Origin of the sequence: Acinetobacter sp. Tol 5 (genome assembly GCF_019702905.1) — a bacterium.
Lineage (GTDB): Bacteria > Pseudomonadota > Gammaproteobacteria > Pseudomonadales > Moraxellaceae > Acinetobacter > Acinetobacter bereziniae.
On sequence record NZ_AP024708.1, the window covers coordinates 1,287,613 to 1,311,460 of the forward strand.

At 42.0% G+C, this 23,848-nt stretch carries 14 protein-coding genes; 10 read left to right on the plus strand and 4 right to left on the minus strand.

What is annotated here, in order from left to right:
* The first annotated feature begins 69 nt into the window (after window positions 1-69).
* The 5 genes from TOL5_RS05975 to TOL5_RS05995 all read left to right on the plus strand — a co-directional run bounded on the left by TOL5_RS05975 (window position 70) and on the right by TOL5_RS05995 (window position 15,445).
* Complete coding sequence (locus TOL5_RS05975) at window positions 70-4,776, plus strand: Ig-like domain-containing protein (RefSeq protein ID WP_221260677.1); 4,707 nt, start codon at window positions 70-72, stop codon at window positions 4,774-4,776.
* Window positions 4,670-8,149 (plus strand): Ig-like domain-containing protein, encoded by a 3,480-nt coding sequence (locus TOL5_RS22400; RefSeq protein WP_228740320.1) that lies wholly within the window; start codon window positions 4,670-4,672, stop codon window positions 8,147-8,149. The genes TOL5_RS05975 and TOL5_RS22400 overlap by 107 nt, the downstream gene beginning before the upstream one ends.
* Window positions 8,149-14,328 (plus strand): FG-GAP-like repeat-containing protein, encoded by a 6,180-nt coding sequence (locus TOL5_RS05985; RefSeq protein ID WP_228740311.1) that lies wholly within the window; start codon window positions 8,149-8,151, stop codon window positions 14,326-14,328. The genes TOL5_RS22400 and TOL5_RS05985 overlap by 1 nt, the downstream gene beginning before the upstream one ends.
* 276 nt (window positions 14,329-14,604) lie before the next feature.
* Window positions 14,605-15,084, plus strand: coding sequence for a hypothetical protein (locus tag TOL5_RS05990; protein WP_227561518.1), 480 nt, complete (start codon window positions 14,605-14,607; stop codon window positions 15,082-15,084).
* A gap of 139 nt (window positions 15,085-15,223) precedes the next feature.
* The gene (locus TOL5_RS05995) at window positions 15,224-15,445 is read left to right on the plus strand and encodes a hypothetical protein (protein WP_221260678.1); all 222 of its coding nucleotides are present in this window, start codon (window positions 15,224-15,226) and stop codon (window positions 15,443-15,445) included.
* A gap of 187 nt (window positions 15,446-15,632) precedes the next feature.
* Here the strand turns inward: TOL5_RS05995 and rsmD are convergent, their stop codons facing one another.
* Both rsmD and mrdA read right to left on the minus strand, forming a co-directional pair.
* Entirely contained in the window at window positions 15,633-16,181 is a 549-nt protein-coding gene (gene rsmD / locus TOL5_RS06000; RefSeq protein WP_035300050.1) for a 16S rRNA (guanine(966)-N(2))-methyltransferase RsmD, read from the minus strand.
* 4 nt (window positions 16,182-16,185) lie between these two features.
* Complete coding sequence (mrdA, locus tag TOL5_RS06005) at window positions 16,186-18,252, minus strand: penicillin-binding protein 2 (RefSeq protein WP_005032912.1); 2,067 nt, start codon at window positions 18,250-18,252, stop codon at window positions 16,186-16,188.
* 276 nt (window positions 18,253-18,528) lie between these two features.
* Between mrdA and TOL5_RS06010 the strand changes: the two genes are divergently transcribed.
* The 5 genes from TOL5_RS06010 to TOL5_RS06030 all read left to right on the plus strand — a co-directional run bounded on the left by TOL5_RS06010 (window position 18,529) and on the right by TOL5_RS06030 (window position 22,012).
* Window positions 18,529-19,068, plus strand: coding sequence for a hypothetical protein (locus TOL5_RS06010; protein WP_005032911.1), 540 nt, complete (start codon window positions 18,529-18,531; stop codon window positions 19,066-19,068).
* A 60-nt stretch (window positions 19,069-19,128) separates the two neighbouring features.
* Window positions 19,129-20,445: a membrane protein gene (locus tag TOL5_RS06015; RefSeq protein WP_005032908.1), complete on the plus strand. Its 1,317-nt coding sequence runs from the start codon at window positions 19,129-19,131 to the stop codon at window positions 20,443-20,445.
* 83 nt (window positions 20,446-20,528) lie between these two features.
* Window positions 20,529-21,182 carry an adenylate kinase gene (gene adk, locus TOL5_RS06020; protein WP_004829407.1) on the plus strand — a complete coding sequence of 218 codons (654 nt, stop codon included), beginning with the start codon at window positions 20,529-20,531 and terminating at the stop codon, window positions 21,180-21,182.
* Window positions 21,183-21,273: 91 nt separating this feature from the next.
* A complete protein-coding gene (locus TOL5_RS06025) occupies window positions 21,274-21,489 on the plus strand; it encodes a hypothetical protein (protein ID WP_121774718.1) in 216 nt (71 codons plus the stop codon).
* Window positions 21,490-21,661: 172 nt separating this feature from the next.
* Window positions 21,662-22,012 (plus strand): SH3 domain-containing protein, encoded by a 351-nt coding sequence (locus tag TOL5_RS06030; protein ID WP_046761604.1) that lies wholly within the window; start codon window positions 21,662-21,664, stop codon window positions 22,010-22,012.
* Window positions 22,013-22,358: 346 nt separating this feature from the next.
* Here the strand turns inward: TOL5_RS06030 and nth are convergent, their stop codons facing one another.
* Window positions 22,359-23,036, minus strand: coding sequence for an endonuclease III (gene nth, locus TOL5_RS06035; protein ID WP_046761589.1), 678 nt, complete (start codon window positions 23,034-23,036; stop codon window positions 22,359-22,361).
* Window positions 23,033-23,833: an RnfABCDGE type electron transport complex subunit B gene (locus tag TOL5_RS06040; RefSeq protein ID WP_042087562.1), complete on the minus strand. Its 801-nt coding sequence runs from the start codon at window positions 23,831-23,833 to the stop codon at window positions 23,033-23,035. The genes nth and TOL5_RS06040 overlap by 4 nt, the downstream gene beginning before the upstream one ends.
* Window positions 23,834-23,848: the final 15 nt, after the last annotated feature.

A 23,848-nucleotide genomic window follows, 5' to 3' on the forward strand; every position in this document is an offset into this window, starting at 1 on the left:
CTCTCAAAAACGTTGCAAATAAAAACATGAAATTCAAAACATTTAATGAAATTATAAAGGGAAAAAATTATGTTAAATATTCAAATAGTTTCTAAAGAAACTCATCAGGTTTTAGACTTAAAGGGCTCAACCGATGTGAAGTTGGTTGAAAATTCAGTTGTTATTATTAATGTGAAAAAAGAAGATATTGCATCAACAGAAAGAGTGGGAAATGCATTGGTCATTCTGTTAAAAAGTGGTGAGAAAATTTCAATTGAGAATTTTTTTGCTAGCCATTCAGATAATGACATTGTTTTAAAAGATGACCAGAATAAATTATTTTTGTTGGAATTAAATCAGACACAAGATGTTTTAGAAACTATAAACTATATTTCTATCAATGATATAGAACCACTTCTATATCATGATGCAAATATTGAGATTCTACCTTGGGTGATTGGTGGAGCTTTAGGTATAGGTGCTATTGCTGCTATAGCCAATAACGATTCATCCATTGATAAAAAAAATGGAGATGTGACTCCACCCAATCAGCCTCTTGTTCATTCGACTAATGGTCGTTTAATTACAGGAACAGCAGAAGCAGGAAGCACAGTAAATATTACTGATAGTTCAGGTAAAGTCATTGGTACTACAACAGCAGGACCAGACGGTAAATTTACATTTACACCAACAACCCCTATTCCAGATGGTACAGCGCTTAAAGTAACAGCTGTAGATGCATCTGGAAATGTTAGTCCGCCTGCGCAAGTCATTGTGGATAGTACTGCACCAGCTCAACCTATCGTTAATCCTACAGACGGTAGTCCAATTACAGGAACAGCAGAAGCAGGAAGCACAGTAAATATTACTGATAGTTCAGGTAAAGTCATCGGTACTACAACAGCAGGACCGGACGGTAAATTTACTTTTACACCAACAACACCTATTCCAGATGGTACAACGCTGAAAGTAACGGCTGTAGATGCATCGGGAAATGTTAGTCCGCCTGCGCAAGTCATCGTGGATAGTACTGCACCAGCTCAACCCATCGTTGATCCTACAGACGGTAGTCCAATTACAGGGACAGCAGAAGCAGGAAGTACGGTAAATATTACTGATAGTTCAGGTAAAGTCATTGGTACTACAACAGCAGGACCAGACGGTAAATTTACATTTACACCAACAACACCTATTCCAGATGATACAGCGCTTAAAGTAACAGCTGTAGATGCCTCGGGAAATGTTAGTCCGCCTGCGCAAGTCATTGTGGATAGCACTGCACCTGCTCAGCCCATCGTTAATCCTACAGACGGTAGCCCAATTACAGGGACAGCAGAAGCAGGAAGTACAGTAAATATTACTGATAGTTCAGGTAAAGTCATCGGGACAACAACAGCAGGACCAGACGGTAAATTTACATTTACACCAACAACCCCTATTCCAGATGGTACAGCGCTTAAAGTAACAGCTGTAGATGCATCGGGAAATGTTAGTCCGCCTGCGGTAGTAATAGTAGATAGTACAGCACCAACAGTCATTATTAGTATGAGTGATACGATTCTAACTATAGGTGAATCAGCGCTTGTAACGTTTAGTTTTAGTGAGATCGTAAAAAACTTTGGTAATGATGATATCTTGGTATCAAATGGGACGTTAAGTCCAGTAAGCAGTAATGATGGTGGTCTAACTTGGACAGCCATTTTCACACCCAACGCAAATTTCTTGGCAAGCAATAATAAAATTAGTGTGATTGCAGGAAGTTTTACAGATATTACAGGTAATGTTGGTATTGGTGGTGTTGGTCCCAACTTTGCTATCAATACTACAACTGCCCCAGCAGCACCAGTGGTCAATGTCACAGGCAATCCAGATGGTTCGGTGACGGTAAGTGGCACAGCTGAGCCAAACAGCAACATTGAAATCCGCTATCCAGATGGCAGTACTGTGACGACGCCTGTGGACAGTTCAGGTAATTACGGACCTGTGACTTCTGCGATCAACCAACCGACAGGTACGGTGAGTGGCACAGTGACCGATGCTTCAGGCAACACTGGACCAAGTACCAGCACCAACTATGTTGACAACATTGATCCAGCAGCGCCTGTGGTCAATGTCACAGGCAATCCAGATGGTTCGGTAAGTGTCAGTGGCACAGCTGAGCCAAACAGCAACATTGAAATTCGCTATCCAGATGGCAGTACTGTGACGACGCCTGTGGACAGTTCAGGTAATTATGGACCTGTGACTTCTGCAATCAACCAACCGACAGGTACGGTGAGTGGCACAGTGACCGATGCTTCAAGCAACACTGGACCAAGTACCAGTACCAATTACGTTGACAACATTGATCCCGCAGCACCAGTGGTCAATGTCACAAGCAATCCAGATGGTTCGGTGACGATAAGTGGCACAGCTGAGCCAAACAGTAACATTGAAATCCGCTATCCAGATGGCAGCACAGTCACCACAGCGGTGGACAGTTCAGGTAATTATGGACCTGTGACTTCTGCAATCAACCAACCGACAGGTACGGTGAGTGGCACAGTGACCGATGCTTCAGGCAACACTGGACCAAGTACCAGCACCAACTATGTCGACAACATTGATCCAGCAGCGCCTGTGGTCAATGTCACAGGCAATCCAGATGGTTCGGTAAGTGTCAGTGGCACAGCTGAGCCAAACAGCAACATTGAAATCCGCTATCCAGATGGCAGTACTGTGACGACGCCTGTGGACAGTTCAGGTAATTATGGACCTGTGACCTCAGCGATCAACCAACCGACAGGTACGGTGAGTGGCACAGTGACCGATGCTTCAGGCAACACTGGACCAAGTACCAGCACCAACTATGTTGACAACATTGATCCAGCAGCGCCTGTGGTCAATGTCACAGGCAATCCAGATGGTTCGGTAAGTGTCAGTGGCACAGCTGAGCCAAACAGCAACATTGAAATTCGCTATCCAGATGGCAGTACTGTGACGACGCCTGTGGACAGTTCAGGTAATTATGGACCTGTGACTTCTGCAATCAACCAACCGACAGGTACGGTGAGTGGCACAGTGACCGATGCTTCAAGCAACACTGGACCAAGTACCAGTACCAACTATGTTGACAACATTGATCCAGCAGCGCCTGTGGTCAATGTCACAGGCAATCCAGATGGTTCGGTAAGTGTCAGTGGCACAGCTGAGCCAAACAGCAACATTGAAATCCGCTATCCAGATGGCAGTACTGTGACGACGCCTGTGGACAGTTCAGGTAATTATGGACCTGTGACTTCTGCGATCAACCAACCGACAGGTACGGTGAGTGGAACGGTGACCGATGCTTCAGGCAACACTGGACCAAGTACCAGTACCAACTATGTCGACAACATTGATCCAGCAGCACCAGTGGTCAATGTCACAGGCAATCCAGATGGTTCGGTGACGATAAGTGGCACAGCTGAGCCAAACAGTAACATTGAAATCCGCTATCCAGATGGCAGCACTGTGACGACGCCCGTGGACAGTTCAGGTAATTATGGACCTGTGACTTCTGCAATCAACCAACCGACAGGTACGGTGAGTGGCACAGTGACCGATGCTTCAGGCAACACTGGACCAAGTACCAGCACCAACTATGTCGACAACATTGATCCAGCAGCACCAGTGGTCAATGTCACAGGCAATCCAGATGGTTCGGTGACGATAAGTGGCACAGCTGAGCCAAACAGTAACATTGAAATCCGCTATCCAGATGGCAGCACTGTGACGACGCCCGTGGACAGTTCAGGTAATTATGGACCTGTGACCTCTGCGATCAACCAACCGACAGGTACGGTGAGTGGCACAGTGACCGATGCTTCAGGCAACACTGGACCAAGTACCAGCACCAACTATGTCGACAACATTGATCCAGCAGCACCAGTGGTCAATGTCACAGGCAATCCAGATGGTTCGGTGACGATAAGTGGCACAGCTGAGCCAAACAGCAACATTGAAATCCGCTATCCAGATGGCAGTACTGTGACGACGCCTGTGGATAGTTCAGGTAATTATGGACCTGTGACTTCTGCAATCAACCAACCGACAGGTACGGTGAGTGGCACAGTGACCGATGCTTCAGGCAACACTGGACCAAGTACCAGCACCAACTATGTCGACAACATTGATCCAGCAGCACCAGTGGTCAATGTCACAGGCAATCCGGATGGTTCGGTAAGCGTCAGTGGCACGGCTGAGCCAAACAGCAACATTGAAATCCGCTATCCAGATGGCAGCACTGTGACGACGCCCGTGGACAGTTCAGGCAATTACGGACCGGTGACCTCAGCGATCAACCAACCGACAGGTACGGTGAGTGGCACAGTGACCGATGCTTCAGGCAACACTGGACCAAGTACCAGCACCAACTATGTCGACAACATTGATCCAGCAGCACCAGTGGTCAATGTCACAAGCAATCCAGATGGTTCGGTAAGCGTCAGTGGCACGGCTGAGCCAAACAGCAACATTGAAATCCGCTATCCAGATGGCAGCACTGTGACGACGCCCGTGGACAGTTCAGGCAATTACGGACCGGTGACCTCAGCGATCAACCAACCGACAGGTACGGTGAGTGGCACAGTGACCGATGCTTCAGGCAACACTGGACCAAGTACCAGCACCAACTATGTCGACAACATTGATCCAGCAGCACCAGTGGTCAATGTCACAGGCAATCAACCAACCGACAGGTACGGTGAGTGGCACAGTGACCGATGCTTCAGGCAACACTGGACCAAGTACCAGCACCAACTATGTCGACAACATTGATCCAGCAGCACCAGTGGTCAATGTCACAAGCAATCCAGATGGTTCGGTGACGATAAGTGGCACAGCTGAGCCAAACAGCAACATTGAAATCCGCTATCCAGATGGCAGCACAGTTACCACAGCGGTGGACAGTTCAGGTAATTATGGACCTGTGACTTCTGCAATCAACCAACCGACAGGTACGGTGAGTGGCACAGTGACCGATGCTTCAGGCAACACTGGACCAAGTACCAGCACCAACTATGTCGACAACATTGATCCAGCAGCACCAGTGGTCAATGTCACAGGCAATCCGGATGGTTCGGTAAGCGTCAGTGGCACGGCTGAGCCAAACAGCAACATTGAAATCCGCTATCCAGATGGCAGCACTATGACGACGCCCGTGGACAGTTCCGGTAATTACGGACCGGTGACCTCTGCGATCAACCAACCGACAGGTACGGTGAGTGGCACAGTGACTGATGCTTCAGGCAACACTGGACCAAGTACCAGTACCAATTACGTTGACAACATTGTGCCAACACAAATCGCAACGATTACAGGTGTAAATGACAATGTCGTCCCAAATACGGGTCATATAGATAACGCTGGATATAGTAATGACACATCACCACAAATTTTAGGTGAAATTAGTGCTGTTTTAGGTGCAACAGAAGTCGTTGCGATTTATCGGAATGATGGTAATACAAATATTAGAGTTGGAACGGCAACCATTACAGGTACTGGCACAACTTGGGTATTTGATGATAGTGGTTTAAGTGATGGCATAAGTTACACCTATACTGCACGTGTAGAAGATGGTGCTGGTAATCAGGCGAATTTATCAAATGCATATGTATTGAACATAGATACAACCCCACCTTCAGCAAGTACAACGATTAATATCGTTTCGATTACTGATGACACTGGGCTGAATACAACCGATTTTATTACCAATGATACCAGTCTGACAATTAACGGTACGGTTGGAACTTTGGCAGTGGGTGAAACTGCACAAATCAGTATTGATGGCGGTTTGAATTGGATTGATCTGACTGTAAATGCAGGAACATGGCATTATGAGGATATTCGGATACTTTTTGAAGGAGAATATACTTATCAAGTACGTGTAGTTGATGCAGCTGGAAATATTGGTCAGAGTGATGATCAGATAGTGATTGTTGATTTAACAGGACCTTCAGTCAGCACTTTATTGAATATTACATCTATCAGCACAGACAGTGGGACGAGTTCGACGGATTTTATCACCAATGACCAATCAATTACCGTGAATGGTGTTGTCGGTACATTGGCAGCAGATGAACAAGTTCAAATAAGTGTGGATGGTATCAATTGGGTAAATTTAATCGTTATAGGAGGTACATGGAGTTACCAAGACCCTCGGGTTTTAAACACAGATGGTGATTATACATATCAGGTTCGTATTGTTGATATTGCAGGTAATATTGGTGCAACAGACAGCCAAACAATACAAATAGATACGGCTGCTCCAACACAGAATGCATTTATTAATAGTTATATAGATTTAGTTGCCCCTAATACAGGATTAATGGGAGACAATACAGAAACCAACGATACTACCCCGACATTAATTGGCTCGGTCTCTGCTGGGGTGCAAGCGGGCGATATTCTTGAGTTATATGAAAATGGTACATGGATCGCATCGATTACATTGAGTGCTGGTGATACCACTTGGACGTATTCATTGTCTGGTTTGAGCAACGGTGTGACTTATCAATATACTGTTCGTATTGTTGATATTGCTGGTAATACAGGTGTGATGTCACCTACGTTTACATTAACTGTTGATACTATGGCGCCGACTACAACTGTTAGTATCGACAGCTATACAGATGATGTAGGTCTTTTTCAAGGAAATTATAATAACAATACAACAACGGATGACACCACACCGCTCTTAAAAGGTACTTTGAGTAGTGCTTTAAGTTCAGGGGAGGTTGTTGAAATTTATGATGATAGTAATGCGCTGCTAGGTGTTGCTGTTGTTGATGCTACAGGAACAGGATGGAGTTTCCAATTACCATCACTGAGCAATGGAAGTTACACTTATTATGCAGTCGTTGTTGATGCGGCAGGTAATCATGGGACAAATTCTGCGAACTTCACACTGACAATTGATACGCTTGCACCCACCCAGACCACTACTATTGACAGTTTCACTGATGATTTGGGCACGAATACTGGAGATTATCCAAGTGGCTCACATACCGATGATACAGCGCCTCGGTTAAATGGAACCATCAGTGGTGGTGCATTGGCTGCAACGGATGTTGTCCTCGTTTATGAAGGGACAACACAAATAGGTGTTGCAACCTTAAATGCCAGTCGCACAGCTTGGACCTTTGATGTTGCAGGTTTAGTGAATGGTGACAATAAAAATTATACAGCAGTTGTTGCGGATGCGGCGGGGAATTTAGGAACTTTTTCATCTCCAGCATTTAGAATAATTGTTGATAATGTGGCGCCAACACAAACCGCAAGCATCACCAGTTATGTTGATTTTGCTGGTCCTGTTATTGGAATCTTTGGCAATGGTACAACAACGGATGATACTAAGCCTACATTGAATGGTACACTGAGTAGCTTAATTCCAGCGGGTACAGAAATTCGTATTTATGAAGGTTCTGTTTTTATTGGTGTGGCTATGACTACAGGTGGTACAAGTTGGTTTTTCGAATTACCTACATTAGCCGATCCAAGTACCCACACTTATACAGCCAGAGTTGCAGACGAAGCAGGCAATGAATCTCCTGCATCAGCACCATTTACCCTGACAGTTGACTCCACTGTATTACCTGAAGCTATCAATATTAATGCTTTTAACGACAATTATGGCGAAAATATGGGGTATTATTCATCAGGTAGTCAGACTGATGATACCTCGCCAGAATTAATAGGAGTTTTAGGCGCTGCATTGAACCCTGGAGACAAAGTATTGGTGTATCAAGTTGATCCAGTACTGGGTACACCAACACTGTTAGGGGAAGCAGATGTTTTTGAAACGTCTTGGAGTTACGTGCTCTCTGGCTTAAGTGATGGTCGTTATTATTACCGTGCAGAGGTGGTGAACAGTTTTAATAGTGTGTTAGCACAATCCAATTTACTGGACTTGATTGTAGACACGATTGCACCGACAGAGGTTCCATCAATCACTGTTTATAATGATACTGTAGGATTATTTCAAGGTGATTTTATCAGTGGTACAACGACTGATGATACGCACGCGCTTTTAAAAGGAACACTTGATACTGCGTTAATGTCAGGCGAAAGTTTACATATCCATGATAATAATGGCAATTTGGTTGGTATTGCTCAGTCACAGGCACAACTTGGTCTTTACCTTTATCGTTAGTGACAGATGGTACTTATACCTATACCGCTGTTGTGGTCGATCAGGCTGGTAATGAAGGACCTGAGTCAGCTGCCTTCACATTAATATTGGATACAACACCACCAACTCAACAAGCGATCATTAATAGTTTTACAGATGATGTCATCATGAACACTGGTGATTATGGATCAGGTAGTTATACCAATGATACGCTGCCTGTTTTAAACGGTACACTCAACACAGGTTTAGGTGCCAATGAAGTATTGCGTATATATGAAGGCTCAACCTTTTTAGGTATTGCAACCGTTACAGGTTTAAATTGGACTTTTGAATTTACAAACATTTTAAGCAACGGTAGTCATGATTTTACTGCACGTGTGATGGATGCTGCGGGCAATCAAGGACCGATATCCAACGCCTTTAATTTAATCGTTGATACCATCGCCACCTCACAAACAGCCAATATTAACAATTATATTGATAGTTCGGGTGCTGTTACTGGATTGATGGGGAGCAATACTACGACGGATGATACCACCCCAACCTTGATTGGGGCGGTCACGGCAGGCGTACAAGCTGGTTATACCATTAACCTTTATCAGAATGATGTTTTAATCACTTCAATCGTATTAGCAAATGGTCAGACTTCATGGAGTTATACACCGAATATCTTAGGTTTTGGCACATATAATTACTATTTCAAAGTTGCAGATCAAGCGGGTAATGAAGGCACTGCAAGTCCGATCTTTAGCTTAACTGTTGATGCAACAGCCACACTCAGTTCCATCATGACCGATACCGCTTATGGTCAGGCAGGCAATTACTCTACCAATAATGATGCAGTCAATACTGATTTGATCACTCGTGATAGTACACCAATATTGAATGGTACCATCAGTCGTGCTTTGGAAGCGAATGAGCAAGTGACGATTAGTCTGGATGGTGGGAACAGTTGGATTGTGGTACAAACGACTTTGGGTGCAACCAGTTGGGCGTATACTCCACAATCATCTGGTTATACAGTATCGACAATTGTTCCATTACAAGTACGGATTGAAAATACCGTGAATGGAACGCATGGCTCAACCACTACAACGACATATACCGTTGATTTAATAGCACCATCGATGACTTTGAGTAACCCAGACTTTGTCAATCCTGGTTCGATCGATGCTGATGGTGACAAAACAATTCTTGCAGGTGCGGTCCAGTTTAACAGTAGTGTAGATGGTACAGCTGAAGTTGGCAGTGTTGTGGCGCTGATCAATGATATAAACAACGATGGTATTTATACAGAAGGTGTCGATAGTGTCCTCAATGTTGCAACAGTCGCAGCAGGTGGAACATGGAATATGTCATTGAGTTTGACAGCAGGTCAGTACCATCTGGGTTATGTCATTTGGGATGCAGCAGGGAACCGTAGTCGTCTAAGCATGACTTCTGATGTAGATGTTGTGAACAACTTGGGTAATGCGCCATATACCAACAGTGCTTTTGGTACCAATGCAACATTGGGTTATGGTAGCAGTATGGTCATTAACACGAATGGACACTGGACTTTTGTCAATGACCAAGCGGTTTATGCTGGTGCTTCAACGACAAGTTATACCACCACAGCTTTGACACTCACATCTGGTACGGTCAGTTCATATTCTTTCGGTGATTACAATCTGGATGGAAATATTGACATCATCGGCACAGACAGTGCTGTAACTTCGACTGCCCCGATTTGGACGGGCATTGCTGGCGGAGGTTTTACTGCTGGTAATGTAAATGCTGGACAGCTTATCGCTCGTGGTGGTTCTGTATTCTTGGATATGGATGGTGATGGATATTTGGATGCTGTGGTTGGTGATAGAGGAAACGACTCCTCAGCATTTTTGAAAAATAATAGTGGTGTATTCAGTGTCTATGGACGGGCATCAGGTAACCCGACAGCCACTGGTCTAAGTACATTGACCATGGATCGAGAAAATTCAGCAGTAGATTTAAATAATGATGGTAAAGTCGACCTCGCTTTGCATGCTACCACTAGCCAATCAGGGGTAACAGGCGCTTATACATTAAGTTTGTTGCTAAATAGTGGTAGTAGCAGTGCAACGGGTGCGAACTGGACTGAAACACAGGTCATTACCAATGTGTTCGGAGCCGCTAGAGCAGATGATTCGACCACCCCATTATCGATGACTTGGGCAGACTTTAATGGTGATGGTTATCTCGATTTATATTTAAATACAACTCAAACAGGAACCTCCGCCAATAGCAAAATTTTCCTCAATAACGGTGGTAGCTTATCAAGCAATGGAATTGCAATTGCAAATGATAGCCTAGCTGGAGAAGCATCTGTTGCTGTCGACTGGAATGGTGACGGCAAAATGGATGCAATAGAGGTCGATTATACGACGGGTATTGCGAATCTATATACCAATAACGGTAATGTGGCTACGGGATGGGCGACTACGCAATTGGCTGATATGGGAAATAGCACGTTAAATGGTATCGCCGCTGCTGACTATGATTGGGATGGTGATATTGACCTGTTAGCCAGTTTTAATACGAGTACACAGACACAGTTAATCAGCAACACCAACCAAGTCAAAGATGGAACAGCTTTGCATCTGCGTATTGTGAATGCAGAAGGTCATAACGTCTACTATGGTAATACCGTCCAGTTGTTCGATTCTTCGGGGCGTTTAGTATCCACCCAAATCATAAATCCACAATCAGGAAATTGGGTCAATGATGGTTCTGCTTTGGTCAACATTTTCGGATTGGATCCATCACAAAGCTACACAGTCAAATTATTGGCGAATGATCACGGCGTCACGACGACGTACTCATGGAACGTTACTCCAGGCAGTGCGGTTGACGCACAAGTGTTGACCACAACAGCTGTGACCACTGCCAATGCAACAACATTGGTAGGCACTGGCTATAACGATACTTATGTGGTTTCTAATGTGGTAGGGGGCACCACAGCTTATAACGGCGGTGGTGGCTGGAATTTACCTGTTATGAAAGGCGAAAGCAAAACTTGGGTCGCTTCAGGGGGTATGGATATTATTGATTTCCGTAATGCATCTACAGGTGTAACGGTTAATCTGCAAGCTGGTACGGTATCGGGTTGGGGGACGGTTAGTAATATCACCAATGTTGAAGGAGTGCGAGGTAGTGCACAGTCCGACACATTGAGCGGTAATGCGTTTGATAACATCTTTGAAGGTCGTGGTGGGGATGACATTATTAACCTAGGTTCTAACGCTGGAAATGATCGTTTAGTGTATAACCTGATCAATCCTGCTGATCATGTGACTGGAGGGAATGGTACTGATACGATCAATGGTTTTGTGGCTGGGAGTTTAGCTTTTGCGCCGAATTCTGATGCAGATATCATTGATCTGAGCGGTTTATTGACAGCTTATACTGGCACAGCCTATGTCTACTTTGATGCTGGTACTGGAAGTTATATGCTGGATAGAGCGTCTATAGGTTTGTATAAATATTTGCAAGTCAGTACAGTGGGTAACGATACAGTTATTTCAGTTGATTTAGCGGGTACTGGGAACTTCACTACTCCCTTATTGACACTCAAGAACATCAGCTTAAGTCTGGAATACTTATTGGCAAATGGACAACTGTTACTGGGTTCTTCAACTGCCGCTTTAATTCATATCAATGCGCAAACCACTACAGATACTACGCCAATCGTGAGTGGAACCATTCCTTATGGCTTAAATATTGGTGAGGTTTTACAAATAACCGTAAATGGAACGACCTATAGTACGGCAAACAATACTGTGGTCGTAGATCCTATCAATCACACTTGGTATGTGCAATTGCCTGTCGGTGTAGTCAATGTCGGGCGCTATGATGTAGTGGCAAACATCGTGGATGCGAATGGCTCGATAATCATGAGTGATGCAAGTCGTATGGAATTGGAAGTGCTCAGTTCCTCAGGTTCATTGACGCCTGCTTGGGGGGATGCTGATGTTGGTAATGTCCTTGGTGGTGCAACCATGACACTGGGGCAAAATGGTTTATGGTCATTCTTCCAAACCAGTACAACGAGTGATGTTGGAACGATCTATAACAGTACTGGGTTGAATACCTATACCAATGTCAGTGTGACTGGCGGAAGTGGTGGATTGTCAGGTGCATCATTTGTTGATTTTAACCGTGATAGTTTTATGGATATTTTCACAAATACCAGTACAGGTGCTTCATCGCAAAGTGTATGGACCACGACCGATGGTATCAATTATAACCATCAGATACTGGTAAGCGGCACATCGATGTGGAATGGTGCTGTGGTTGCTTATGATAAAACAGGTGATGGTTATCTTGATTTTGCCTATGGTGATACTGGCGGTGATTCAATGACATTCATTACCAATACGGCTGGAAGCTTATCCTTAATGGCTGGTGGAGCACAAGGTAGACCAGTAGGAATTACAGGAAATACTGATTCTGAGGTTTCTGCAGTCGATTTGACCAATGATGGTGCTGTAGATGTGATTCAGCATACAATTTCTTCCTCGACACCAACAGCAGGTGGTGCTTATGCCTTGACTTTATTGACCAATGTACAAAGTGCTGTTAATACGTTTATCCAGACAAATATTGCAGGCGTATTTAGAACAGGAGCAGCAGGTGATCCAGCTTCTGCGACCGCGATGACATGGGCTGACTTCAACAATGACGGTAAAATGGATTTATTCCTTGGCGCTGGTCGAAATGCTGCAAATACTGCGGATAGTACAGTGAGCCGTGTTTACTGGAACAGTGGCACAGGAAGTCTGTTTGGAACAGCTTCTGGGACTGCGGGCGGTCAGGCAACTTACCTTTCAGATACTTTAGATGGTGGTGCTTCAGTCGCAGTGGATTGGAATCATGATGGTAAAATGGATATTGTGGAATTGCCGCGTTCTGGCGTCAGTGCAGTACCAAACCTATATACCAACAATGGGGCAGGAAGCTTTACGCAAAGTACACTGGGAACTGCAATTACAGGTGTGAATGGAGCTTTAGCAGTAGATTATAATTGGGATGGTGCAGTCGATGTATTGGCTTATAAAGGCGATGCCAATACGATCTTATTGCAAAACAACAATATGGTTGCAGATGGTACCAGTTTGCATTTACGTATTTTGGATGCCAATGGTCTAAACGTCTACTATGGCAACACTGTACAGCTTTACAATAGTGCGGGTACATTAGTCACATCACAAATATTGAATCCACAATCAGGTGTATTTGGTGCAGATGGTTCAGGTATCGTCAACTTCTACGGCTTGAATGCGAATGACAGCTACACCGCTGTATTGATTAAGAGTGTCAATGGTGTATCTCAGGATGTGGGTGGTTCAGCAAGCCTAGGCGGAAACAGCATTGAAAATATTAACCTCAGCTGGGCAGGTTTAACCGCTGGTGCAGCGACCCAAGCTTATGTCTTATCAGGTGAAGCAACGACCAACGTTGCGAATGGTAAATTCATCGGTACTGGTTATAACGATATTTTCTTTGCAACAGCAGGGACAGACAGTTATGACGGTAGTGGTGGAACGGCAGTGGATTTATCTGGCAACAGTAATTGGAGTGCAACTGGAGGTTTGGATACTGTTGACTATAAACTGGCAGGCAGCACTTCATTGACCATTGATTTGTCTAATATGAGTGCTCAAAACACTGGTTTTGGAACAGCGAGCTTTAAGAACATTGAAGCTCTTGCTGGTGGGAATGGGAATGACACGTTTACAGGCAATACAGCCAATAATCAGTTTGAAGGGCGTGGTGGTAATGACAACTTTAATCTTGCCAACGGTGGTCAAGATACTTTGTTATATAAAGTATTGTTAGCCGATGCAACGGGTGGCAATGGTACAGATAGTGTGAATGGCTTTAAAGTGGGTACAGTTGAAGCCACAGCTGACGCAGACCGTATTGATCTGAAATCTTTATTGATTGGGTATACTGCTGATAGTGATGGCGCTGCACATTATGTGAATGGTATTGCAACGCTTGATTCTGGTGACAATATTGGCAGTTATTTGCAGGTGACCCATAGTGGTGGCAATACTGTGTTGAGTATTGATCGAGATGGTGCAGGTGGTGCATATGCTATGACTAATCTGCTTACACTGAATGGTGTAAATACTGAACTTGAAACATTGTTAGCGAATCATCAGATTATCATTGGTTAAGTTCGCTTAGTTAAAAGAGCTGTCATTTTGGCAGCTCTTTTTTATTTATAATTCTCTAATTTCTTGCAAAAATCAAATTGAGTATATGCTTTAACTTAACTTTAAATATGATACATTTAATATAACCTATCACATATTTTTCGCATCTATATAAACCACAAAATTCATCGTAAATTGATCACCTTACTTATGCGATTTTTCTGCAAGTTTTACTTCATACTGATTATTCTATTTGGATTGAATTCACAGCTCTATGCTTTGGATCAAGTGATCGTTATGCCTGAATCTGCTGCGATCGAAAATTTAGAAGGTCAGCAAGACGCTCAACAATCAGATATTGAATTGGAACAAGAGGCTTTATTTCATATTGAAAATCCAGAAAATAGCCTAAGCTATCTTGATGAAATTAAAGATCAAAATGAAGATTTTTTACAACAAAGTGAAATTCAGAAAAAATTAGCGGAGGAGCATGAGCAGCAATTGGCAGATTATTCAATTTTGAGTAATCAATTTTATGAAAATGATCGAATTCGGATCTTTAATTATACAGCTTATAATGTACAACAATTAAAAACTTCATTGATCAACCCAAACTCAAATAGTGCCTCTGTAAATGAACTTTATCTGTCCTTTGGTTACGGAATTGAGTTTAAGATCAATGCTTTAAATAGAGTGGGTTATGAATATATTTCCAGTTTTCCCTATGATCGAGGACAACTCATACGACTATTTTGGATTCATACATTAACCTATTAATTTAAAGAATATTTTTATCTAAAAATAAGTAGTGTGAATAAATCATGTTGATATAACTACACGTTGAAACACAAGCTTGCGTTGAACTTCACATTACACAGTTAAGCTTAAAAAATAAGATGAATAGGACGCTACTGTCATGATGAAGAAAATTATTTTACTCGGTGTTTTAGGTGTTTCACTCACAGGCTGTATTGTTGCACCATACGATGATGATCATCGTGGTGGGCATGGTCGATATGATCATCGTGATCGTGATCGTGATCGTGATCGTGACCGTTGGGATCATCGTCATGATCGTGACCGCGATCGCTATGATCGAGATCGCAATGATCGTGACTGGAATTGGAAAACGCGTTAATTATTGATTGTAAAAATGGGCTGTAAATGCCCATTTTTTATACGCAAATTGATCAATCAAATTCATGTGATGAATTTATTGTTTAATCATATAAAGCTTTTATTGCCATGCTTTACTTCTCAAGTTTAAATAAATTTGCGCTAGATAGAACAAAATGATGTACAAATTAAATTTGATCAAATCTCCATCATATTATTTTTTTAAACAAGCCTGCTTGTACCACACCAGCTTTGGTTTGTTTTTGCAGTTGCCACGTTGCAGGTAAATTCAATTGATTTAAAGCGCGATCTGCTTCAACATAAATCAATGCGTCATTAGACAAATATGGATCAGCTTTTTGAGCCAATTCTTCCCATAAATTTAAACTATAGGGTGGGTCTAAAAATACCAAATCAAATTGTTCATTCAGGTTGGACAACGCTTGTTGTGCTGTCTGAATTTTAAGTTGGCAATTTTCTACTTTGAGTAATTGAATATTATCTTTTAAAAACTTTGCCTGTTTAAGATTTGGTTCAATCATCACTACATAACGCGCACCACGAGATAATGCTTCAAAACTTAAAGCACCTGAACCTGCACAGAGGTCCAGCACTTTAGTATTTTGAATATCCCACATCAACCAGTTAAATAAAGTTTCTCTAACACGGTCAGGTGTAGGGCGCAAACCCTCAATATCAGCAAAAGGGAGAACACGTCGTTTCCATTCTCCACCAATAATTCTTAATTGGTTTTTCACTTTATTATTCACTGATATCAGCCTCATTAGATGGTGCGGTAGCTGGTTGCGGAGTATTGTTTCTATGCCCTTGAGTATTGCTATGATTCTGCGCTGAATTGGTTGCTGAGTTTGGCTTTGGTTTAGGCATTGCATTAGGATCAGCTGCAAGTGAAACATCACCACTCGGCAATTCACCCGGTTTGATCCCAGCAGTCATTAAACCGCCACTGACCTGATGATTGAGTGGAGCAATTGGATTTTTCTTACGTGTTAATAGCCAATAATCAAAAACTGGACGGGCAATTTTTGCAGCAGAACCCCCATGACGACCATTTTCCCAAATCACTGCAATGGCAATTTCAGGATTTTCAGCAGGCGCAAAGCCAACAAATAGACCGTGATCGAGCTGACGAGCTGTAAGTGCAGCTTCGTTATAACGTTTTCCTTGAGCAATACTCTTGACCTGCGCCGTCCCTGTTTTACCTGCAATTTGATACATTGGTGTACGAATACCACGACCTGTACCAGATTGAATCACGTCCACCATTGCGTCACGCATTTTGACCCAGTCATCATCGGTACCGCTAAAATTGATTTTTCCTGTAGGTGCGTTATGCACAGGATGTTTTTTTGCACCTTTGGATTCGCGTAAAACATGTGGTGTTACATGCGCACCATGATTGGCGGTAATCGCCGTTGCCATAGCAAGCTGTAAAGGTGTTGCAGTAAATGCACCTTGTCCAATACTCACAGAAATCGTTTCACCCTTGAGCCATTTGCTCTTACGGGTACGCATTTTCCATTCTGGGCTTGGATAAAGTCCTGTACTTTCACTCGGTAAATCTACTCCAGTTTTTTCGCCAAAACCAAATTGGCGCATCCACTCGTTCATACGGTCGATACCCATTTGATAAGACAAAATGTAGAAATAGGTATCACAAGAAACGACGATGGATTTATGTAAATTGACAGAGCCGTGTCCTGTTTTTTTCCAGTCACGGAATTTATGCGAGTCGCCAGGTAAATGGAAATAACCTGGATCAGAAATAGCAGTGCCCCAATCCACAGTTTTAAAGTGAATTCCCCCTAATCCTTCCATTGGCTTGATGGTTGAACCCGGCGGATAAGTTCCTTGAACAGCACGGTTATAAAGCGGTTGATCGAGATTATCACGCAAGGCAGTATAGTCATCATGCCCGATCCCAGTGACAAATAAATTGGGGTTAAAGCTTGGACTGGAGACGAGTGCTAGAATCTCACCTGTACGAGGATCAATAGCAACAATAGCGCCACGACGGTCTTTCAGTTGTTCAGCTGCTACGGTTTGTAAACCATAATCAAGTGAAAGATAGAGATCATTACCACGCGTTGATTCTTTACGACCTAAATGGCGTAGCACATTCCCGTGCGCATCGGCTTCAATAGATTCATAACCTGGAACTCCGTGTAATAAATCTTCATAAGATTTCTCTACACCGATTTTTCCGATTAAGTTGGTTCCTGCATAACTGTCTTTATCAATGGATTTAAGTTCTTTGTCATTGATACGACCTACATAACCAATCACATGTGCAAATAACTCGCCATGTGGATAGTAACGTGTCATCTGCGTTTCGATATCTACCCCAGGAAACTGAAATTTAACTTCACTGAAGCGTGCAATATCTTGCTCAGTTAAATTCAGTTTTAAGGTGACACGTTCGGTTTTTTTAGAGGTTTTAATACGACTATTAAAACGGTCAATATCTTCTTGACTCAGATTTAAAATAGGAATTAAACGTTGAACAGTACCCTCAATATCTTCGACATCAGCTTTACTCAAGGTTGCAGTAAAAACAGGGTAGTTGTCAGCCAATAAAATACCATTACGGTCATAGATATAACCACGTGCAGGCGCAATCGGCTGTAAGCGTATACGGTTTTTATCCGATGCTTCGCTAAACTCTTGATGATGAAAAATTTGCAGATAAGCATAACGTGCAATCAGTAGACACATAAAAAATGAAACAATACCAATCGCAAAAAAAACACGGCTGCGAAAGATGCGTTTTTCTTGTTGGACATTTTTTAAAGGAAACTGCTGCTTCATACGTCGTCGGCTTTGAATACTGAAATTGGAGAGTGCGAGGGCGAAACATTTTACCCTAGATTGAGGATTAAAAAGTAAAAAACACAAATAACTCGTAAAAATTTATTTTAACTAAATACTCGAACAAATCATGTTCGATCACATGGTGCGGATTTGACCTTAGCGACATTAAATTTATAGTGTTTTGTATATGAGTGCTAAAATAATTCTGTTAAAGTCGAGCATTAAGGATAAAGAACTCGACCCAAGTTAACGTTAGGGGTAATGGAGAAAATAATGAGAAAAATATTTCCCTTATTAATATTAGTTGCTGTAGGAAACTTCGCGCATGCTGATGTTAAAGAATATTTGCCAGATTTGAAGGGAATTTTACCAGAGGCGAAGATTAAGCCTGAGGATGCATCTAAATGGAACTTTGGTGCAGGTGTGACTCAACAAATCGTTCACTTCAATGCTGAGTGGGTCAACCCTTATGGAATTGCCTATACCAAATTAGGTGCTTTTTATAATGGTGACAATGCATTTGCTGGACAAGTTGGTTATCGAATTCCTGTTGCATTAAATGGCACTGACAAAAATGGATTCTATGTGGGACTGTATGGTGGCTCACTTAAAAGTAAAAAAGTAGACGGAAGTGATGAGGTTCAATATGGTGGTGGGGCTGATATCGCTTATGTTTTATTGAATAAAGAACGTATAAGTACATTCAGTGTGGGTATGGGTGCAGGAAGTGAACTTCATAATAAAAATGGAGATATGATCTTGGAAACTCGCCCTCAGATACAATTCGCTTATACTTTAAGTGTAGGTTTTTAAAATTTTATGATTTTATACAGATCCTTCGACCGCCAATAGAAATAAATACGAGAGTCATGCATGTTGGAATACGTTAATGGTTTGTGGCACGCTTTTACGGCTAGACCCGATCATCTTGCTATCTTAAGTATCATTCCTGTGACTGCCTTTGTAACTTGGGCACACGTTTGGATGGCACTGAAAATGGTATTCTATCCAATTACGTTTTGGGGATTTCATTTAGGTCCTTTACCCGTAGGTTGGCAAGGCATTGTGCCACGTAAAGCTGGACGAATTTCTGGCATTATTACCGACAATACCTTATCTAAATTGGGTTCTTTGCGTGAGTTCCTGGATGCAATGGATCCAGAAGATATGGCGCGCATCATCGGTGAGCAAGTCGGTTTTGAACTTGAGCATCTGATCGATGAAGTGATGTTGGATCGCAATGCTGTATTATGGGAAAATTTACCTTATTCCATCAAGCGTCGTATTTATGGTCAAGCACATAAGCAATTACCAGGTACCTTAAAAGAACTTGTGACCGAACTGACCATGAACGTTGAGTCACTGGTCAATATGCGTGATATGGTGGTCAATCAAATGGAAGGTGACCGCCGTTTGATGGTGCGTATGTTTTTAAAAGTCGGTCAGAAAGAAATTAATTTTATTTGGCATATTAGTGCTGTTATTGGAAGTTTTTTTGGTATTTTTCAAATGTTTGTGTACGTTTTTGTACCACAACATTGGACTGTTCCGTTCTTTGCAGCAGTGTGGGGGTTTCTCACCAACTGGATTGCAATCTGGATGGTATTTAACCCTATAGAACCGCATTACATTCGTTACCCACAATTTTTTGAACGTACAAAAAATCGAAAATTTCCATGGATTAAACCTGTTATTCCTCGAATAGGCACATATAATGTTCAGGGCGCGTTTATGAAACGCCAAGAAGAAGTGTCAGAAGTCTTTGCAAGTGTAGTGACTGAAGACCTCATTACGTTAAAATCGATCATGACAGAAATGATGTATGGTCCAAAGAAAGATAAAACGCGCCGTATTGTGAAGCGTCATATTAACGAAATTATGGAAACTCCATTGGTTCGTACGTCTTTACAATTGTCTTTGGGACCTAAAGAGTATGCAAAACTCAAGACAGACTTGATTGATCGATCAATTGAAATTACGATGGTGCCTGTTTGCGACCCAGCGTTTAATGCGAGCCGTGCACAGAAAATTTTTCAAATGTTTAAAGAGCGGATTAGAGAGTTAACGCCGAAAGAGTTTCAAAATTTGTTACGTCCTGCATTTCAGGAAGACGAATGGATTTTGATTGTACTGGGTGGTGTCACTGGATTCTTTGCTGGTTTAATACATTTATTTGTGGCTTTCTTATAAATTTGATGCCATTACGATGATAAGTTTTAATTTGTCATGGCAAACGGTATCATAAATATTGTTTTAAATGAGGATGTTTTTTTATGCGCATTATATTACTCGGACCACCTGGAGCAGGTAAAGGTACACAAGCTCAGTTGATCTGTAAGCGCTACAATATCCCACAAATTTCAACCGGTGATATGCTCCGTGCTGCGATTCGTGAAGGTACTGAATTAGGTCTTAAAGCTAAAAGTGTAATGGAGTCAGGCGGTCTAGTATCTGATGAGCTTATTATCGGTCTAGTAAAAGAACGTATTGCACAACCTGACTGCGTGAATGGTTGTATCTTCGATGGTTTCCCTCGTACGATTCCGCAAGCTGAAGCTTTGGAAAATGAAGGCATCACGATCGATCATGTGATCGAAATAGAAGTGCCTGATGAAGAAATCGTAAAACGCCTTTCTGGTCGTCGCCAACATCCAGCATCTGGTCGTGTTTATCATACGATCTATAATCCACCTAAAGTGGAAGGTAAAGATGATGAGACAGGTGAAGATCTTGTTCAACGTCCAGATGATGAAGAAGCAACCATTCGCAAGCGTTTAGGTTCTTATCACAATGAAACTGAACAATTGGTAGGTTTCTATCAAGGTCGTGCAGCTTCTGGAGAAAATGCACCGACTTATAATAAATTAAACGGCTTGCGTGGAATCGAAGACGTTCAAAAAGATTTATTTGCTATTTTAGATAAATAATCCTTTAAGTTAAAACTTGACCTTAAAGTTTTGACAATCGAAGAGACCTGATTCATATTAGGTCTCTTTTTTTGTTAGCGTGACATTTAGCATGAAGCTTTTATTAATTGCCTTGGTCATTATCAGTGTTCTGGTTTTATTGGGCTTGTTGTATATGAGCTTTAAATTGTTACGCAAAGCGCAAAAAGAAGAAATGCAACAACGCCGCGAGATGAGAAAAACAGGTGAATACCAAGTTCATCCTCAAGTGGCAGAGGAATGGAAACGACTCGAAAAAATTAAGAAAGATTTGGAAAATAAAAAATAAAGCATCAAGGACAAATGCTAAGGGGTAAATACATTCTTATCCATCATGGATGTTCAATATTCAAAACAGATGAGTTTTGCTGATTGAAAGATGTAAGCAAATAATTATAAATACTTTTTCTATCAAGCTACATGTTATATTTAAAGCACACTATTATAAAAAGACGATCAAAATGAAATGGATTGCCATAGCCAAACATAGAAGTGAATATATAGCGCCGATTACTTTTTCAAAGGGGACTTTGCTAAAGATAGGAGAAAAATATCAAGGCTCGGAGAATTGGGACAATTGGTATTTCTGCAAAGTTGATGACGGATTAGAGGGCTGGGTTCCTGCACAAATCATTGAATGGGTTGATAAGCTTCAAGGCTATGCAAAAGCGGATTATACAGCGAAAGAGTTAAATGTAGATCAGGGCGATCTATTGGTCGGCGAAGAGCAATTAAATGGTTGGATGTGGTGTAGTAGATCGTCTGATGGGCAATCAGGTTGGGTGCCGTTAGAGGTACTCAATCAAATTTAATAGAAATTATACTAAGTCATTATTTTAGCATAAAAATTTTATAATAACGTGAGTTCGATGCAACCATACCTTTAACTTATTGAAAAAAATAAATCTGTGCGGAGTCTTGCTGAGTTTTCATCCATTTTTTGGATCAGCCTGCGGCTCACCGCAAAACTCGTCATCCACCAGCAAGATATTTAATCAGTCGCAGAAACAATATCTTATAAAAGTAGTCCTGCCTCGAACAGTTGCGGATGACGTTTCCGAGTATCATATTTCATCAAGGATTTTTTATCGAACTCAGGTGATAATAAAGCAATGATTAATCAAATCTTCGATGCTATCAATGGTGCGGCTGGTTGAATTAAGCCGATTTGATTTCTTTTGTCGCTCCAAACTCATATTTGTCAGGCCAATTACAAACGTCTGATACCACACATTCATGACATTTTGGCTTGCGCGCGATGCAACAGTAACGACCATGTAAAATGAGCCAATGATGTGAGTCGATGATAAATTCTTTTGGAATGACTTTGATCAGACGATGCTCAACCTCAAGCACATTTTTACCTACTGCAAGCCCTGTGCGATTACCTACACGGAAAATATGTGTATCTACAGCCATAGTGGCTTGACCAAAGGCTGTATTCAAGACAACATTTGCTGTTTTACGTCCCACCCCGGGTAATGCTTCTAAATCAGCACGATTATCAGGAACTTGGCTGTTATGTTTCTCAATCAAAATTTTACATGCTTTGATGACATTTTCTGCTTTGGAATTATATAAACCAATGGTTTTAATATATTCCTTTAAGCCTTCCACACCCAATGCATAAATTTGTTCAGGAGTATTGGCAACAGGAAATAATTTATCGGTGGCTTTGTTGACACTGACATCTGTTGCTTGAGCTGATAGTGTTACAGCAACCAAAAGTTCAAATGGTGTGGAATAATTCAGTTCAGTTTTTGGATTTGGACGTTGTTCACGAAGTCTTTCAAAGAAAATTTGAATCTGTTTTTTTGTCATATTTTTTACAGTCATTCACTTTCTCCTTGTAAAACAGATAATTGTCGTAATAATTGGTCAAGTTGATCTTGCTTATTTTGATCGGCTCGAACACTGAGCTGTTTTTCTAATTTTTTAATTTGTGTACGTAGTTTAGCCAGTTCAATGGTGGTTTTCGCATCTGTAACGATGGGTTTCTTTTGAGGTGCTTCTACGATTTCAATCGTCGGTAAAGACTGACTGTTTTGAGTAATCTGTGCAAATAACTCTGTATCAATCTCTGCACGAACTACAGGACCTTTACGATGAATACGCTGTTTTTCTTCACGTTGAATATGCGCATAGTAGCGACTGCGTAAATCATTTTGTTCGAGTAGGCGTTGCTCATTATTTGGGATGGGTTGAATATCTTCAACTAAGTCGATGCAGTCTACAGGGCAGGGCGCAATGCACAACTCACAGCCTGTGCAAAGATCTGTCAGTATGGTGTGCATTAATTTTCCTGAACCAATAATGGCATCTACAGGGCAAGCACTTATACATTTTGTACATCCGATACATTCATCTTCACGAATCACTGCCTTCATCCGTTGCGGGCGACCATCGCTTTGAATTGGCCACACACTCGGTTCTGCAATCAGTTTATTTCGATGAAGCAATTCTGCCAAAGCGTCAGCAACAGGTTGTCCCCCGGGAACACATTTATTGGCATCTTCACCTTCCACAATGGCTTTGGCATAGGGTAAACATCCATCACGGTGACCGCAGAGTCCACATTGTGTCTGAGGCAAAATTGCATCTATTTGCTGAATGATGGAGAGAGATGAATTCATGTGACTAAAGACTTT

Bases quoted from the DNA above. Each gene is read 5' to 3' on its own strand.
- TOL5_RS22400 (WP_228740320.1), top strand. From the start codon at position 4,670: ATGTCACAGGCAATCAACCAACCGACAGGTACGGTGAGTGGCACAGTG.
- adk (WP_004829407.1), top strand. From the start codon at position 20,529: ATGCGCATTATATTACTCGGACCACCTGGAGCAGGTAAAGGTACACAA.
- TOL5_RS05975 (WP_221260677.1), top strand. From the start codon at position 70: ATGTTAAATATTCAAATAGTTTCTAAAGAAACTCATCAGGTTTTAGAC.
- mrdA (WP_005032912.1), bottom strand. From the start codon at position 18,252: ATGAAGCAGCAGTTTCCTTTAAAAAATGTCCAACAAGAAAAACGCATC.
- TOL5_RS06015 (WP_005032908.1), top strand. From the start codon at position 19,129: ATGTTGGAATACGTTAATGGTTTGTGGCACGCTTTTACGGCTAGACCC.
- TOL5_RS06025 (WP_121774718.1), top strand. From the start codon at position 21,274: ATGAAGCTTTTATTAATTGCCTTGGTCATTATCAGTGTTCTGGTTTTA.
- TOL5_RS06010 (WP_005032911.1), top strand. From the start codon at position 18,529: ATGAGAAAAATATTTCCCTTATTAATATTAGTTGCTGTAGGAAACTTC.
- TOL5_RS06040 (WP_042087562.1), bottom strand. From the start codon at position 23,833: ATGAATTCATCTCTCTCCATCATTCAGCAAATAGATGCAATTTTGCCT.
- TOL5_RS05995 (WP_221260678.1), top strand. From the start codon at position 15,224: ATGATGAAGAAAATTATTTTACTCGGTGTTTTAGGTGTTTCACTCACA.
- nth (WP_046761589.1), bottom strand. From the start codon at position 23,036: ATGACTGTAAAAAATATGACAAAAAAACAGATTCAAATTTTCTTTGAA.
- TOL5_RS05990 (WP_227561518.1), top strand. From the start codon at position 14,605: ATGCCTGAATCTGCTGCGATCGAAAATTTAGAAGGTCAGCAAGACGCT.
- TOL5_RS06030 (WP_046761604.1), top strand. From the start codon at position 21,662: ATGAAATGGATTGCCATAGCCAAACATAGAAGTGAATATATAGCGCCG.